This is a genomic window from Albidovulum sp. (genome assembly GCF_008933605.1).
Lineage (GTDB): Bacteria > Pseudomonadota > Alphaproteobacteria > Rhodobacterales > Rhodobacteraceae > Albidovulum.
This window is the reverse complement of sequence record NZ_WBUS01000080.1, coordinates 1-15,631: the sequence shown is the minus strand read 5'-3', so window position 1 is coordinate 15,631 and position 15,631 is coordinate 1. Positions and strand designations below refer to the sequence as shown.

Below are 15,631 nucleotides of genomic sequence, written 5' to 3'. Positions count from 1 at the left end.
GTGGCGATGCGGCGGTCGAGGGCGAAGCCTTCGATCCCGGCTTCGGCCTGCCCCTCACCCGGCAGGCCGAAGCCGGGATCGAAGGCTTCGGCCTGCCGGGTGAGGGGCAGGCACCGCCCCCGGGCGTCGGGGCCCCGCCGCCGCCGGCGCAGGGCGCAGCACCGCCCCAGGCGATCCGCATCGACCCGGAGATCACGACCTTCGAGCTGCGCGATTTCGGCGTGCCGCCGGTACCCCAACTTCGTCAGGGCGAGTTTGCGGCGCCGACGCCGACCAGTCTTCCGGGCGCCTTTTTGGTCACCACCGAGCAACTGGCCAATGCTCTCAACCAGGGCATGGTCGTGGTTCTGGTGGACGTCTACGGGGGGACATACAACATCCCCGGATCGTTCGTCGGGGTGCCGATGGGCGGGCCAGGCACGTTCCAAGACGCGATGCAGCAACAGGTGTCGCTGTGGCTGTTCCAGATCACTGGGGGTAACCCGGCGCAGGCGATCGTGTTCTACTGCAGCGATCCCAATTGCTGGCTTAGCTACAACGCCGCTCTTCGGGCGGTCGCCGCGGGTTTCAGCAACGTGTACTGGTACAGGGGAGGTCTGCAGGCGTGGCAGATGAGCGGCCTGCCCCTGGTGCCGTCGAGCTTCTGACGAGGGAGGGTGTCATCTCGCGGCCGATCGCTCTCGCGCTGCTGCTCTTCCTGTCGGGCGGGGCCGGCCTTCATGCCGACCCCACCGCCGATGTGAAGGCTCTGGTCGAACGGTCCGTGGACGCCTACAGGGCCGGAGCGACACAGAGCGCGATCGATCTGGCCGAGCAGGCGGAGGCGCTGGCGCGCAGCATGCCGGCAGCCGAGGCCGAAGCCCGGGCGACCGCCTTCGTCCATCGGGCACGACTGCTGCTTCTGGGTGGTGACCCGCCCGAAGTCGCCGCGGCGCTGCTGGACGAGGCTTTGCGTGGCCTGACCGATGCCGGCGCTTTTCCTTCCGAGCCATGGCTCGGGACCATGGGCCTTCTAGCCGAGATGGATGCCAATGCCGGGCGGGTGGATTCTGCGCGCGCTCGCGTCAAGGAGTTCATGCAGACCGCCCGGCCGACGCCGTGGCGCGCGCCGGCCGCGGCAACTGCGGCCAGCATCCACTTCCGTCTGGGTAAGTTTGCCGACGCGGCATTGCTTCTCGAAGAGACCCTGGCCGTAGATCACTCGGTGCTTGCGGCGGTCTATGGCGATGTCTTCGTGGCCTGGGCCCGCGCGCAGGAAGCCGCCGAGGTCGAGGGGCGGATTGATGACGCTGTGGCGCTGATTGAAGGGCGCCTCGCCATCCTCGACGCCTTTCCTGTCGATCCCGACAAGAGTGGTCGACGGGCACTACTGTTCGGCAAGTTCTACCTGCTTCACGAAGCCGCCCGCTACGGGGCCGCCGCCGACGCGCTGAGGCTCTGGGCGAAGACCGGCCAGCCTACCGACGAAGAACTGGGCTTCATCGACCGAATGGCCACACTGACGCTGGACTACGCACAGCTCTCCGGTGCGGTCGAGCTGCGCAGCGTTCAACTCGACTACGCGGAACTTGCCGTCGCCTTCACGGAACTCGTGGGCGACACGTCCGATCCCCGGCTGGGATGGGCGCTACGCGAGCGTGCGGCGGCGGAAAAGGGCCTCGACCGGATCGCGACCTCGACCCAGTCGCTGCGTCAAGCCGCAGAGGTCCTCGCGCGCACCGAAGAGGGCCGCGCCGGGCTGCATCTGGTGCTGTCCGACCTGGCGGCCAACGCCTGGGTCGAAGGCAAGCTTGCGCTTTCCCGCGATCTCTATGCGCAGGCCGATGCAGCGTACCAGGCGGCACTGACCGCGGGTGCGCCGCCGATGGCGACGATCGATCGCGCCATCGAGTCCGTCAACCGGGCGAATCTCGCTGTCGATCTGGGCGACGGCGCTTCGGCGCTGCGGCTTGCGGCCGAAGCGCGCGCGCTGTTTCAGCAGGATGCCGCCCAAGGCGAGCAGAAATGGAACGCCCGGGCCGTGGGCGCGCGGATCGCCGCCGTCGAGGCCCGTGCCCTGGCTCTGACCGGCCAGTGGACCAAGGCAATCGGCACTGCCCTGGATGCCGTTGAGCTTGCACGGAGTTCCTATCCCGAGGGGCATCCAGACCTGGCGCGCGCGCTTGTCAACGCGGGCGATCTCGTCGCGGCCACGGGCGAGGCGGCCAAGGGCATCCCCCTGATGCAGGAGGGCGCGGAGCTGCTGGCCCGTGCGTTGCCCGCAGACACGCCGCAGGTCCTGGGCGCGCAGCTAAAGCTTGCCCTCGTGCAGTTGACCACCGGCGACCGCGCGGCGGCGCTCGATGTGCTGCGAAGGGTGGCCGAGTCCCGCAAGGCGCCGGCTTACCGCGACACCCTGCCCGAGGCGGCGTTCGACTTCGAGACACTGGCCTGGTTGCTTCTGGAGGATCGGCACCGCGGGGACGGCCAAAGCCTCGATGACGCATTCGAGGCCCTGCAATGGACACAGGTCACCCGGTCGGCAGAGGCGCTGTCCCAGCTCGAGACCCGGATCGCCTCGGCCGATGCGGGTCTGGCGCCCTTCCTGAAGCGGCGCCAGGATCTGGTCGAGGAACATCGGCGCACGACATCGCGCGTGCTAGCCGCTTATGCCGGGGAGCTGGCCGATCCGCCGGCCGTCGTGACTATGAACGCGCGCCTGGCAGAGATCGACGCGACGCTGCACGGCATCGACGCTGACCTTGCAGCCCTTGGCCTCGAGGTGACAGGGATCGCGGCGGTGCGACCTCTGTCCATTGCCGAGGTCCAGGGGCTGTTACGGCAGGGAGAGGGTCTCATCACCTTCGCGCTCCCGGGGCTAAGTCCCTCGCGGGTGCCGGGGATCGACGCCACCTCGAACCGGGCGATCCTGGTGACGCGAAATGGCGTCGCCGTCGGCCGCGTCGCCGAGCCCAGCCGACGGGCGCTGGATGACCGCGTACGCGCCTTCCGCTGCAGCGTGGCGGTCAGCGACCCCGGCTGCGGCCGGCATCTGGCCGCCGACTTCCGCGGCGCAATGATCGAGGGCGGCGTCACCGATGCGCGGGACTATTTCGATCTGGCGACCGCAAATCGGTTGTACCTCGACCTTTTCGGCGGCGTTGCCGATGCGCTCGATGACGTCGAACACCTGATCGTCGTGCCGCCTGCGGACCTGCTGGGCCTTCCGTTCGCCGCGCTTGTCACGACAGCCGAGGCCCCGCCCCGACTGGGCGCAGCAAGCTGGCTGATCCGCGACCACGCGCTGTCGGTCCTGCCATCAGTCGCCAGCCTGCGAACGCTGCGGGGCTTTCCTTCCCCGGGGATGCGTGGCCGCTATCTTGGCGTCGGTGATCCGGTCATCGGCTCGGGCGGTCCGGTCGACTGCGCCTCTATCGCCCCGGCGGCGCTGCGTACGGCATCGGAAGATCACCCCTACCTGTCCGGACCGGACGCCGCAGACGGCTTGCGTCTGGCCGATCCCGCCGCGCTGCGACTTCTGCCGCGCCTGCCGGACACCGCCTGCGAGGTCGAATCGATCGGCCGCCTGTTCAGTCCGGGTCAGTCCGACATCCTACTGGGCCCGGAGGCGCGCGAAACCGAAATCAAACGGCGCAGCATCGATGGGCGGCTGTCGGAGTACGACGTGATCCTGTTCGCAACCCACGGCCTGATGACGGGCGAAAGCGGGACCGCCGCGCCGGGGCTGGTACTGACGCCGCCTGAACAGGCGACGCCCGACGATGACGGCCTTCTGACCGCCGCCGAGATCGCGACCTTCGATCTTTCCGCCCGGCTGATCGTCCTGTCGGCCTGCAATACCGCAGCGGGCGAGACACAGGCCGCCGATGGTCTGTCGGGTATAGCGCGGGCGTTCTTTCACGCCGGGGCGCATGCGGTGCTCGTGACCCAATGGTCTGTATACTCGGACGCAGCGCTTCGGGTGTCGACAGGCCTTCTGTCCGACTTCGCGTCGAGTGGTTTCGCAGAAAGCGCACAGAGCTTGCGCCGGACGCAACTGGCGATCCTGGAAGATCCCGCAAGCGACGTGCTTCGGCAGCATCCGTCCTACTGGGCGCCTTTCACGCTGGTCGGATCCGACTGAGCCCGAGGGCTGCGGAAAGAAGTGACGCATCGTCCCAGCAGCCGAGTTCGGTCCGCTTGTTGTCAGCGATCCCGTAGGCCCGCCGCTGCGCCTCGGTCAGATGCCCAAGAACGATCACCGGCGCCTCGGTGAGCCCCACTCCATGGCTCTGATGATGGGTTGGGTAGGGCTTCGTTTATGTCGCCTTCGTAATCGACGCTTACGCCCGCAAGATCGTCGGCTGGCGGGTCAGCACCTCACCCCATGCCGGGTTCGTTCTCGATGCACTCGAACAGGCCGTCCATGAGCGGCGCCCGGTCAAGGGCATGGGGCTGGTTCACCACAGCGACCGCGGCAGCCAGTATCTGTCAATCAAATACACCGAACGGCTGGCCGAGGCAGGCACCGAACCTTCGGTCGGCAGCGTCGGCGACAGCTACGACAATGCGCTTGCCGAAACGATCAACGGCTTGTTCAAGGCCGAGGTCATCCACCATCGCGGCCCGTGGCGCAGCTTAGAGGCTGTGGAATACGCCACCCTGGAATGGGTGGACTGGTTCAACAACCGCCGTCTGCTCGAGCCGATCGGGAACATCCCACCGGCAGAAGCCGAGGCCAAGTTCTACGCAGCTCTGCAAACTGAAGCCATGGCCGCGTAACTCAATGAAATCAGCCTCCGGCAAACCCAGCGCGGTTCATGACCGCTGGATCAGGGATCCCGAGATGATCGGCAGCGAGTACCTTTGGCCCAGCAGGTTTCATGCCAGCCCGCATCTGTCGACGCGGCAGTATGCGCGGATCATGCGGGACTGGGTTCTGTCGATCGGGCTGGAACCGAGTGCGTATGGCACCCAATCTATGCGCCGGACGAAAGTCGCGCAGATCTACAAGAAGACCGGCAATCGCCGGGCGGTCCAGCTTCTGCTCGGCCACACGAAGATGGACAGCACCATGCGCTACCTCGGCGTTGACCTGGACGACGCCCTGTCCTTGGCAGAGGGTATCGACCTGTGAAACCTGTGCGGCCGACCTGCATTGGTCGGCCGCACTGACAATCGTTGCCCTGCTGGTCGGCCAAGCCTCGACACCCGGCCCATAGTGGACGGTCGCAGCCAGTCAAATGTAAATAGGCCCTCGACCAGCACTCGTCATTTTCGGGGAGGCAACCCTGGTAGCGCCCGCAACTGCGCAGTGCGGCGAGCCTATTAAATCGCTACTTCCGTCGGCTTCATCCGGGCGGAGGCAATACTTGCCGAAAGCGTTGTCGATATTGCAGGGGCGAAATCCCGGTCGATCGCTTGAACAATCGTCTGAAGGCGGCCGGCTCGCTGTAGCCAGACTCAGCCGAAATGTCATCGATAGGGGTGTCGGAGGACTCCAGCATCTGCTTTGCTTCTTCGATGCGCAGTGACTGCACATAGTCCAGCGGCGCGTAGCCCGTGGCCGCCTCGAAGCGGCGCTTGAAGGTACGCGTGGTCAGCCCGGCGGCGGCAGTCATTCCCGCAACCGGATTGGCGGAGGCATAGTTCTGCGCGATCCAGAGCTGCGCGGCGGTGACGGCAGCATCGTCATGCTGCGGCGGACGCACGCGGGCGGCGAAAGGCGCCTGTCCGTTGCTGCGGTCGCCGAACAGGAACAGCTTGGCGGTCCGACGCGCCTCATCCTCGCCGCAGAAGCGGGCGACGAGGTAGAGGGCAAGATCGGTCCAAGACGCATTGCCGCCGGATGTGACCAAGCGATGTTCGACGCCCGAAGTGACGAGCACCCGCTCTGGCTTCAGCCTGACCGTGGGGTAGCGGTTGCGGATCTGGTTCGCCGCGGCCCAGTGGCAGGTCGCCTGCTCTCCATCCAGAAGCCCCGCCTCGGCAAGGAGGAGCGACCCGGTGCAGACCGAGCAGACGAGCGCCCCCAGTTCATGCTGCCGTCTAAGCCAGTCGGAGGCCTCGGGCCACCGGCCGCGCGTTTCCTCGTCGCGCCCGATGGCCAGATCGGCCACGATCACGATGTCGGCCCGGTTCGCCTCGGCCAATGAGAGCTCGGGCGCGATCGGAATCCCCGCCAGATTGCGGAACGGCTCGCGACTGGTTGCCACGATTCGCGGCTGGAACCGGCGCGGTCCCGGCGCCCATCCGGTCAGCATCTCCCAGCCGTCGCCGACGAAGCTGAAGACTTCGTAGAGGCCATGCAGCACCCCCGTAGCGGTTTCGGGCACCGCAAGCAGGCAGATGGAAATCTTCGTGGGCGAATAGGGCGTGGACATCGATTGATAATGGCACATTCGGACCGTTTTTGTCGACTCTGTGCCTCACGGCCCGTGGATCTCGCGTGCCATCAGGCCGCCACAAGGCCGAAAGGCCGCAGGTTTGGAAAGGTTGGCCCCAATGACTGAAACCCTGACCGGTCCCCGCAAGCACCTTTTTGCCCAGCGTCTGACGCGCTGGCTTGGCACCCTGCGCCGCGAACCTTCCGTCGATTTGCACGCCCTGTCCGACCGCATGCTCAAGGACGCTGGACTGGATCGGGGACCGCTGGACCAGCGCACAATCCGGTCGCAGCACGATGCCATGCGCTACTCCGGCTGAGCCCTTGGCCGTGAGGCTCCCCTTCACCCGGCGCCGGCTTCTTGGCGGCACGCTGGCTGCGACCGGCGCAGTCCTGAGCGGCCTTGGCTTTGCCCAGGGCCAGACCCTTACTTTGAAAGGCAAGATCATGCTTGATTCCTATTCCTCTTTGTCGCGCGGCTTGGTCGAGGCTGCGACCTTCCCGCTGATCGAGGCGATTCACGGCCGCAGGTCGCGGCGTTTTGCCAAGGGCGCGAGCATTCCGAACGGCCCGCTTGCCTACACCTCGACCGAGGCGCCCGAGGCGCTGGACCCGACGGAGCAGATTCTGCTGCTGTCTACCGTCGCGGGAAACACTGGCTGGGTGAACCTCTTCGCCCATCACCCGGCTTATGCGGGCAAGCTGCCGAACTACACCACGGCGGTGGGCGGGCGCAGTTTCCCCTCTTCGGCCGGGTTCAACACGACCGAGTTCTTTTTCACCGACGACACCGGCGTCTATTTCCTACCGACACGCGACATGACACCCGCGCCGACCGATGCGAGCGTCGACCTCAAGGCCTGGACCGAGGTCCACCGGGCACGGATCGTGAAGCTGGCAGACGGGCGGCTGAACATTCCGGCGGCGATGCCCTTCATGGAGGGGCACAACACATGGTGCGCCAACGTGCCGGGATCGACGCTGATCTGGCCGGTCGCAGACGTGGCGCAGCATGTGATCCTGCTTCTCCTGTACCTGATCCAGAACGGGACCGCCATCTATGACGACGTGAACAGCCGCCAGATCCCAGGGTTGGAGAAGTTCGGCCACCGCATGAACATGTCCGTCGCCTATCCGATGACCTTCCTGGAACAGGTGGCGATGACCGATGTGGCGACCGAGACCGGGACGGCCTGCTATGCCGGGGCGCTGATGCTGCAGGCATTGGGCCTCGGCGGCTGGATGTACACCGGGATCAACCCCTTCGTCGTCCTAGGCGCCAGCGGCGACCCCGCGGTCCCGGGCCTCGGCTTCCAGTTCCGCATGCTGGAGGGTAACCCGCTGCCTTACATCACCGGCCTGCCGGGCGTGTTCGAGGCGCATGTTCCGCCGCATCACGCCAACATGGAGGCCGCGGTCAGGGCTGTCGTTGCACGCAAGTTCGGCAAGGGTGGGCCCTTCGACGCGGGCCAGGGCGGGCCCTACCGCGAAAATGCGGCGGTGCGCGGCTCGGGCGCTGTGATCGACCAGGAAGCCATCGAGATCGCCACGATCATGGCGGACTATATCTTCTCGACCTTCGGGCGCTTCCCGGCCAAGGCTCCGGCGGTGTTCATCAACACCTACCTGCAAGCGCATCGCCTGGATACCGGGTTTTACAACACGCATTTCGGCCCAGGTGCCTATTTGCGGACCCACGCAGAGCACGACCGCAATTGGGGCTGAGAAGGCTCCCTCTTGACTCCGGTCCGCCCTTATTCGGGGGGCGGACTCGGACTTTCGACCTTCAGGCGATTTGTAATGACCTACATGAATGCATTGCGCGGCGTGCGGCCATCATGGCGGATACGCCTTCGAACCACTTTGGACGAGCCCCTCGCCATGCTGCGGCTGGCGGTGCCGATCATGCTGATGGCGCTGGTCAACATGGGGATGAGCGTCACCGACACGATCATGATCTCGGCCAGTTTCGGCGCGGATGCTCTGGCCGCTGTCGCCGTCGGCAGCGATTTCTACTCGATCCATTTCTATCTTGGCGCGGGCACGATCGGCGGGCTGGTCCCGTTCTACGCGGGTGCCATTGCCAAGGGTGACCACGCCGGTCGAGCGCGGCTGGAGCGGGTCGGGCAGGCAATGGTCCTCTTGTTGGCTGCCGTGCTGGTGCCGGTTGTCTGGACCTCCCCTGATTTGCTGGGCCGGGTCGGCCTTGACCAGAACCTGCTCGATGCCGGGAGGGGATACACCCGCTTGATGGCGCTGACTCTGGTCCCGATGCTGGGCGTGATGCTGTACCGCACGATCCTGACCGCGGCCGAGCGGCCCAAGGTGTTCCTTTATGTCACCGCCGCGATGCTGCCGCTGAACGCGCTGGGCAATCATGTGCTGATGCATGGGTTCGGCCCGATGCCTGCGCTGGGTCCGACCGGGGCCGGAGCCTCGAGCCTGGTCGCTGCAATGGCCAGTCTGGTCACGTTGATGGCAATCGCCCGCAAGGCGACACCGCAAACGATGCCGAAAGCATGGATCCGCTTGGGCGACCTTGGACCAGTCGTTCGGGTGGGTCTGCCCATCGGTATCGCAACGGTGGCGGAACTGGGCATCTTCCTTGGCGCCACGCTTTATGCCGCGACGCTTGGGGCGGCTGATGTGGCCGCGCACACTCTTACCCTGCGGATAGCAGGCGTTGCCTACGCCGTTCCCGCTGCCCTTTTGCAGGCGGCCATGGTGCGGATGGCGCGGGCGGAAGCCCAGGCGGACAGCGATCTGAACCGCCAAGTGATCCGCAGCGCCCTGTGGCTTGGCACCTTCGCCGGAACGCTGCTGTGCCTTGGCCTTCTGGCGGGCGCCACGCCATTGTCGGAAGCCTTCTTCGGTGACGGTTCCGTCGGGGCCGCTGCCGCAGGAAGTTCGGTTGGACTTCTGTTTCTGCTGGGCGTCATGGAGCTGGTGGCGACCCCGGGAACGGCAACCGCGGGCCTCTTGCGCGGCCGGAAGGACACTCGGGCCCCGATGATCTACACGCTGGTGGGCTACTGGCTGATCGGCGCCCCGCTGGGCTTGTGGCTCAGCGAAGCGTGGAGTCTTGGCATTTCCGGCATCTGGATCGGATTGACCGCCGGGACAACCGTTACGAGCGCGCTCCTGATTGCCAGACTGGTGCGAGCCCGTTAGCGCAGCAGGCAGAGATGGTACATCGCCGTAAGCCAATTGTCGGAAAGCGCCACACAAGAGACCACAATTGAACTTCGGACAAATGCCACCGTCCGCACTGGCTAAAGGCAGCGGCCAGGGTTCCACGGTGCCTGCCGAAGGCGCCCTTGCGCATCACGACAAGCCTTCACGGCCGCCGGCCCAGTTCCTGAAGGATGAACTTCGGAAACCGTTGCAGACAGACGGTCAGCCGCACGGGCAATATCTTTCGAGATTGAATGCGTCCGGCATCGCCGCCTGCCGTCGCAACTGAAACGGAGGGGCCTTGCCGCTCTGAAAACGCCATGCAGTCCAGATCAAGACGATGAGCCACGCCAACGGCCGTCAGGCCGGTCCAGACTCGGGAAGCAGTCCTGCGGATCGTGCCGTCGGATTCATTTTGGGGGCAGTATTGGGGGCTTCCCGGAGACTGTTGTTAAATTAGTTGTTATATTTAAATAAGTTAGGATTGGGATTCGGGTCCCTTCACCGCACCACTTCTCTCTCAACGAATCCGAATTGATCCACAAACGGATGGTCCCACGCGGCCTGGGTTGGGAGCGCCCATCCCCGGAGACGTCGGGGCGTGATCGGGGTATCACGGCGGGAAGAGTGATGGTGGGATTGCCGATGACACAGGCGGGCGATTCAGGCGAGATGCATCGGCCGCCTCAAGACCCCTGAACCGTGAGGGAGGCGTACCGGCACAGGGAGCCAGACCGAGGCAGCATCGTCGCCCTTGGATACTCGGTGATGCGCTTCTCCGATCGCGGCGGCGAAGGCCGAGGTTCTGATCGAACCTGGCGCATTCTCTCCCGGCGACCGGCCGCCACTTGGGGCGACCGGCGGTCAGGGAATCAGGCAGAGGAACGTCGCGCCCGGAAGCCCCGCCGCCGTAGCCGCCGACATTTCGTTTGTAGCGGCGTCCGGTCTTGTCATAGGCTTTTCCGGCGGAGAGAGGCCCGGCAAGGGCACGACAATCAGCAGCTTCTGGGAGGAAGATCATGAAAAGACACGCCCTGTCAGCCGCAATCCTGTGCGGGACTACATCGCTTTCGGCCACTGCCGCCATGGCGGAACTGAACCTCTACTGCTCGGCGCAGGAGGAGTGGTGCCAGATCATGGAGAAAAGCTTCGAGGAAGCCTCGGGCATCGAAGTGAACATGACCCGCAAATCCAGCGGCGAGACCTATGCCCAAGTGCAGGCCGAAGCCTCGAATCCAAAGGGAGATGTCTGGTGGGGCGGCACGGGCGACCCGCATCTGCAAGCCGCCGAGGAGGACCTGACGGAACCCTATGTCAGCCCGATGCGCGACCAGCTGCACCCCTGGTCCATCGCCCAGGCGGAAAGCGCCGGCGACAAGACCATCGGCATCTACTCCGGTGCGCTCGGATTTGGCTACAACTCAGACATGCTGGCCAAGGCCGGGTTGCCCGCACCGGCCTGCTGGGAAGACCTGACCAAGCCCGAATACAAGGGCATGGTGCAGATCGCCAACCCCAACTCCTCGGGCACGGCCTATACGACGCTCGCCACGATGGTGCAGCTTTTCGGCGAGGACGGCGGCTTTGACTACATGAAGCGGCTGCATGCCAACGTGAACCAGTACACCAAGTCCGGCTCGGCCCCGATCAAGGCGGCGGGTCAGGGCGAAACCCTGATCGGCATCGTCTTCATGCACGACGCGGTGGCACAGACCGTGGCGGGCTTCCCCATCGTGACGGTCGCCCCCTGCGAGGGCACGGGTTACGAGATCGGCTCGATGTCGATCATCAAGGGCGCGCGCAACATGGAAGAGGCCAAGCAGTTCTACGACTGGGCGCTGAGCGTCGAGGCGCAGAATCTGGCCTTGCAGGTCAACGCCTTCCAGGTGATGTCGAACGTGGGCGCGCAGAAATCGGACAAGGCGCCCGACCTCGCCTCGATCAAGCTGATCGACTACGACTTCAAGAAGTACGGCTCTTCGGAAGAACGCCAGCGACTTCTGTCGAAGTGGGACACGGAAGTCTCGGTCCTGCCGCAGTAGGGCCTTGCGGACCACCAGCCTTGAGCGGACCACCCACCCGGTTCTGATCTTCTGGATCGTGGCCGGGTGGGTCGGGTTTGCGCTCCTGCCCTGGTACGGGGTAGAGGATTTCCTGACGTTCGAATGGCTGCTGGATGGCTGGCCGCTGGAGGCGGACTACGCCCCTGCGGCGGTCCTGATCGCCAAGGGGCAGAAGCTATGGCTGGCGCCGATGCTGGTGGCGCTGGCAGCCCCCCTCTTCGTGCTCAACCGGCGCAAGTCGGACCCGGTCTTTGCCCGGGTGCTGATCGCGGCCGGGGCATTCGGCTTTGCCTGGCTCATCGGTCAAGGGTTGGGGATCGGGCTGCGCGGGTTCACGGCGGACTGGCTGGCGGCGCTCTTCGGCCCGCTGGAGGACCGACAGTTCGGAATGGGTTATGGCGCCCTGGTCACGGCCTCGGCCTTCCTCTTCCTCCTGACGCAGGGGATCGCGGCGCGGGGCGCGATCAACGGCGATGTCTTCGTGACCTCGGCCATCGGCGGCGTGATCGCGGTGGTGGCGATCTTCGTCTTCTTCCCCATCGCCAAGATGCTGCAGAACGCCTTCATCACCAAGGACGGCAGCTATTCGATACTGGGGTTCTTCCCGCGGTTCATGGATCCGCGCATCTGGGGCATCGGTTGTCTCGAGGGCGGCCGTTGCGGGGCGGCCTGGAACTCGCTCGTGCTGGCGGTGCTCGTGGGGGTGCTGACCACGCTTCTGGGTCTGGCCTTCGCGCTGGTGCTGACGCGGTCTGGATTCCGGCAGAAGCGGCTCTTGCGGGCGCTGACGGTTCTGCCGATCATCACCCCGCCTTTCGTGATCGGGCTTGCGATCATCCTGCTGTTCGGTCTGTCCGGGACGGTGACGACCACGGTCGCGACCGTCCTTGGGATCGAGCCGACGCGCTGGGTCTATGGCATGGCGGGAGTGGCGATTGCGCAGGTCCTGGCCTTCACGCCGATCGCCTTCCTGGTACTCATCGGGGTTGTGGAGGGCGTCAGCCCCTCGATGGAGGAAGCGGCGCAGACCCTGCGGGCGAACCGCTGGCAGACCTTCTGCACCGTGACCTGGCCCCTGATGCGCCCCGGCCTGGCCAATGCCTTCCTGCTGGGCTTCATCGAGAGCATGGCCGATTTCGGCAACCCGCTGGTGCTGGGCGGCAATTTCGACGTGCTGTCGACCGAGATATTCTTTGCCATCGTCGGCGCCCAGCATGACCCGGGGCGCGCGGCGATCCTGGCAATGGTGCTCTTGGTCTTCACGCTAGGGGCCTTCTACCTGCAAAGGTTCTGGCTGGGGCGGAAAAGCTACACCACCGTCACCGGCAAGGGCGATGCGGGGGTGCATCCGGCGATGCCGCGCGGGCTGGCCTGGCCCGTCTATGCCACGGTGGTGGCCTGGACGGCATTCACGCTGGTCGTCTATGGCATGATCCTTTACGGCTCGGTGGTGCAGCTGTGGGGCGTGGACAACACGCTGACCTTCAAGCACTACCTGACCGCCTTCCGCATCGACTGGGGCGAGAGCGGGCTGCGCTGGACGGGCTCGGCCTGGGACAGCTTCTGGACCACGATAATGATCGCCACGGCCGCGGCGCCCCTGACGGCTGCGATTGGCCTCATCACGGCCTACCTGCTGACCCGGCAGGACTTCGCCGGCAAGAGGGCCTTCGAATTCGGCACCATGTTATCGTTCGCGATTCCCGGCACGGTGATCGGCGTGGCCTACATCCTTGCCTTCAACGTGCCGCCGGTCGAGATCACCGGTACCGGGCTGATCCTCGTCGTCAGCTTTATCTTCCGCAACATGCCGGTGGGCGTGCGCGCGGGCATCGCCTCGATGAGCCAGCTGGACAGGTCGCTGGACGAAAGCAGCCTGACGCTCGGCGCGAATTCGTGGCAGACCTTCCGCGCGGTGATACTGCCGCTCCTGCGGCCGGCCATCCTCGCCGCGCTGGTCTACAGCTTCGTCCGCGCGATGACGGCGATCTCGGCGGTGATCTTCCTCGTCTCGGCGAAATACGACATGGCGACCAGCTACATCATCGGCCGGGTCGAGAACAACGACTACGGCCTGGCCATCGCCTATTCCACCGCGCTGATCTTCGTGATGCTGGCGGCGGTGGGCCTCCTTCAACTGTTGGTCGGGCGGACGCAGATCGGACGGCGCACGGCCCATGCCGAGGGACACTGAATGACGCAGATCCATTCCAAGGCGGCTTCGGTCCGGTTCGAGAACGTCTCGAAGCTCTATGGGCGCACCGTTAGGGCGGTGGACAACATCAGTCTCGAGATCGCCGCCGGCTCGTTGGTCACTTTGCTTGGCCCTTCCGGCTGCGGCAAGACCACCACGCTGAGGATGATCGCCGGGCTGGAGATGGCCACGGAGGGCCGCATCTTCATCGGCGACAGGGACGTGACGAAGCTGCCCGCCACCGACCGCGACGTGTCGATGGTGTTTCAAAGCTACGCGCTGTTTCCACACATGACCGTCCTGGAAAATGTCAGCTATGGCCTGAAGTTTTCCGGCTTCGACAAGACTGAAACCAAGGCAAGGGCAATGGCCGGACTGGAACTGGTCGGGCTCGCCGGCTACGGCAACCGCTTGCCGTCCGAGCTTTCGGGCGGCCAGCAGCAGCGCGTCGCCGTGGCGCGCGCGCTGGTGCTGGAGCCGCAGGTGCTGCTCTTTGACGAACCGCTGTCGAATCTTGACGCCAAGCTGCGGCGTCAGGTCCGCGAAGAAATCCGCGACATCCAGCAGACCCTCGGCCTGACCGTGGTCTATGTGACCCATGACCAGGAAGAGGCGCTGGCCGTGTCGGACGAGATTGTCGTCATGCGCAACGCCGCCATCGCCCAGAAAGGCACCCCACGCGAGTTGTATGAAGCCCCCGCCGACGCGTTCGTTGCCGATTTCATCGGTGAGGCCAATCTCATTCCGGTGGAAATTGCTGCGGTGGAGGGCGACACCGCCACGGTGCGGATCGCCGACTACACCCACCGCCTTCCCGCGCGTGGCTTTTCACGGGGCCCCGCACGGCTCGCGGTGCGCCCGTCGCGGATGCGGCTGGTTGCAGGGGCCGGAGATGGCGTCGCAGCGGTGATCGCCAAGGCGACCTATGTCGGCAGCCGGATGGAGTACACCGTGACCGCCGCCTTCGGCACCGTCTTCGCTGTGCTCGACGACGTCGTCACCCCGTTCCGGGAGGGCGACGCGGTGACGATCTCCTTCGCCGCCTCTGGCCCGGTGCTGATCCCCGCCGCTCAGCCCTGATAGGCGGCCTTGGCAAGGGCTGCCACCGCATCGAACACGCCCGGCCCGGCGACGACGAGCAGCGGCCCTTCGATGTGATCGACCGCTTTCTTCTGCTCGGGGTTAAGTTTTGCGTAACGTCTTTCGAATTCGCTCATTATGATTTGGGTGGCGGGGCTTGTCTCAGGCCCTGCGCCGCAGAGGGCAGTAAAAAGATTATGGTTTCGGAGAGCGGCCGTCAAGCGTGGGGGGAAGGAATTGCTTCGGCGAGCGAAGGATGAAAACATTAAATCCCCCTTGTTCCCCCTTTTTCTAAGGGGGATAGAAAGATGAAAGACAAAGAAAAAACGAGATCCTGAATCAAGTTCAGGATGACTACAAAAGAAAAGGCAAAAGATAGATCTCTCACGGTTGTTCGAGATGACAAAACTCTGCGGCTGCACGGGCGGTGGTGGAGAGACGTTCGGTGTTAACTGGTAAGTGAGGTGTAAATGGTTTTCTACTTTTGCTTGACCAAAAGCACACAAAGTGTGTTTTACGATCGTAGCTCGTTCGGATGCTATATGTGCCTGAAGCGCAATAGGTGATATTGGCAAGATGTTGCTACTTCGAAAGTCAGCGGACACGGTTAGCACGGCCCGGAGGGGTATCGCTTCGCTGCGTCCGGCTACGCATGGCTTCGCCGCGACGAGGGGCAGCTTGCAATATGATGTATTAAGGCCGAGAGCAGACCAGGTCTGTCATTTCGACCAACGGGAGAAATCTAATCTTTAAAAG

At 64.9% G+C, this 15,631-nt stretch carries 11 protein-coding genes and 3 pseudogenes; 11 read left to right on the top strand and 3 right to left on the bottom strand.

What is annotated here, in order from left to right:
• Together F9K34_RS11540 and F9K34_RS11535 are read left to right on the top strand one after the other, a co-directional pair.
• On the top strand, positions 1-647 hold a 647-nt coding region (locus F9K34_RS11540; protein WP_291337116.1), incomplete at its 5' end, for a rhodanese-like domain-containing protein.
• A complete protein-coding gene (locus tag F9K34_RS11535; RefSeq protein WP_291337115.1) occupies positions 605-4,123 on the top strand; it encodes a CHAT domain-containing protein in 3,519 nt (1,172 codons plus the stop codon). The genes F9K34_RS11540 and F9K34_RS11535, both read left to right, overlap by 43 nt.
• A gap of 4 nt (positions 4,124-4,127) precedes the next feature.
• Here the strand turns inward: F9K34_RS11535 and F9K34_RS19110 are convergent.
• Positions 4,128-4,262: pseudogene (locus tag F9K34_RS19110) on the bottom strand (DNA methylase); the annotation flags it as partial.
• 28 nt (positions 4,263-4,290) lie between these two features.
• Between F9K34_RS19110 and F9K34_RS11530 the strand changes: the two are divergent.
• Both F9K34_RS11530 and F9K34_RS11525 read left to right on the top strand, forming a co-directional pair.
• Positions 4,291-4,761 (top strand): annotated as a pseudogene (locus F9K34_RS11530) (IS3 family transposase); the annotation flags it as partial.
• A 46-nt stretch (positions 4,762-4,807) separates the two neighbouring features.
• Positions 4,808-5,116: pseudogene (locus F9K34_RS11525) on the top strand (tyrosine-type recombinase/integrase); the annotation flags it as partial.
• Positions 5,117-5,330: 214 nt separating this feature from the next.
• On the opposite strand, the gene F9K34_RS11520 reads toward F9K34_RS11525, so the two are convergent.
• A complete protein-coding gene (locus tag F9K34_RS11520) occupies positions 5,331-6,380 on the bottom strand; it encodes a GlxA family transcriptional regulator (protein WP_291337114.1) in 1,050 nt (349 codons plus the stop codon).
• Between the two features lie 103 nt (positions 6,381-6,483).
• Between F9K34_RS11520 and F9K34_RS11515 the strand changes: the two genes are divergently transcribed.
• The 7 genes from F9K34_RS11515 to F9K34_RS11485 all read left to right on the top strand — a co-directional run bounded on the left by F9K34_RS11515 (position 6,484) and on the right by F9K34_RS11485 (position 14,875).
• Positions 6,484-6,684, top strand: a complete 201-nt coding sequence (locus F9K34_RS11515; protein WP_291337113.1) for a hypothetical protein — start codon at positions 6,484-6,486, stop codon at positions 6,682-6,684.
• Positions 6,685-6,811: 127 nt separating this feature from the next.
• A complete protein-coding gene (locus tag F9K34_RS11510; protein WP_291337112.1) occupies positions 6,812-8,089 on the top strand; it encodes a hypothetical protein in 1,278 nt (425 codons plus the stop codon).
• A gap of 75 nt (positions 8,090-8,164) precedes the next feature.
• Entirely contained in the window at positions 8,165-9,535 is a 1,371-nt protein-coding gene (locus tag F9K34_RS11505) for an MATE family efflux transporter (RefSeq protein ID WP_291337111.1), read from the top strand.
• A gap of 67 nt (positions 9,536-9,602) precedes the next feature.
• Entirely contained in the window at positions 9,603-9,827 is a 225-nt protein-coding gene (locus tag F9K34_RS11500) for a hypothetical protein (protein WP_291337110.1), read from the top strand.
• Positions 9,828-10,557: 730 nt separating this feature from the next.
• Complete coding sequence (locus F9K34_RS11495) at positions 10,558-11,580, top strand: ABC transporter substrate-binding protein (RefSeq protein ID WP_291337109.1); 1,023 nt, start codon at positions 10,558-10,560, stop codon at positions 11,578-11,580.
• A gap of 4 nt (positions 11,581-11,584) precedes the next feature.
• Complete coding sequence (locus tag F9K34_RS11490; protein WP_291337108.1) at positions 11,585-13,795, top strand: ABC transporter permease; 2,211 nt, start codon at positions 11,585-11,587, stop codon at positions 13,793-13,795.
• A complete protein-coding gene (locus F9K34_RS11485; protein WP_291337107.1) occupies positions 13,796-14,875 on the top strand; it encodes an ABC transporter ATP-binding protein in 1,080 nt (359 codons plus the stop codon). It begins immediately after the preceding gene.
• Here F9K34_RS11485 and F9K34_RS11480 read toward each other — a convergent pair.
• Positions 14,866-15,012: a hypothetical protein gene (locus tag F9K34_RS11480; protein ID WP_291337106.1), complete on the bottom strand. Its 147-nt coding sequence runs from the start codon at positions 15,010-15,012 to the stop codon at positions 14,866-14,868. The two genes, F9K34_RS11485 and F9K34_RS11480, sit on opposite strands and share 10 nt — an antisense overlap.
• Positions 15,013-15,631: the final 619 nt, after the last annotated feature.

Coding starts and splice junctions, on each gene's coding strand:
- F9K34_RS11480 (WP_291337106.1), bottom strand. CDS start 15,012: ATGAGCGAATTCGAAAGACGTTACGCAAAACTTAACCCCGAGCAGAAG.
- F9K34_RS11515 (WP_291337113.1), top strand. CDS start 6,484: ATGACTGAAACCCTGACCGGTCCCCGCAAGCACCTTTTTGCCCAGCGT.
- F9K34_RS11510 (WP_291337112.1), top strand. CDS start 6,812: ATGCTTGATTCCTATTCCTCTTTGTCGCGCGGCTTGGTCGAGGCTGCG.
- F9K34_RS11485 (WP_291337107.1), top strand. CDS start 13,796: ATGACGCAGATCCATTCCAAGGCGGCTTCGGTCCGGTTCGAGAACGTC.
- F9K34_RS11505 (WP_291337111.1), top strand. CDS start 8,165: ATGACCTACATGAATGCATTGCGCGGCGTGCGGCCATCATGGCGGATA.
- F9K34_RS11495 (WP_291337109.1), top strand. CDS start 10,558: ATGAAAAGACACGCCCTGTCAGCCGCAATCCTGTGCGGGACTACATCG.
- F9K34_RS11520 (WP_291337114.1), bottom strand. CDS start 6,380: ATGTGCCATTATCAATCGATGTCCACGCCCTATTCGCCCACGAAGATT.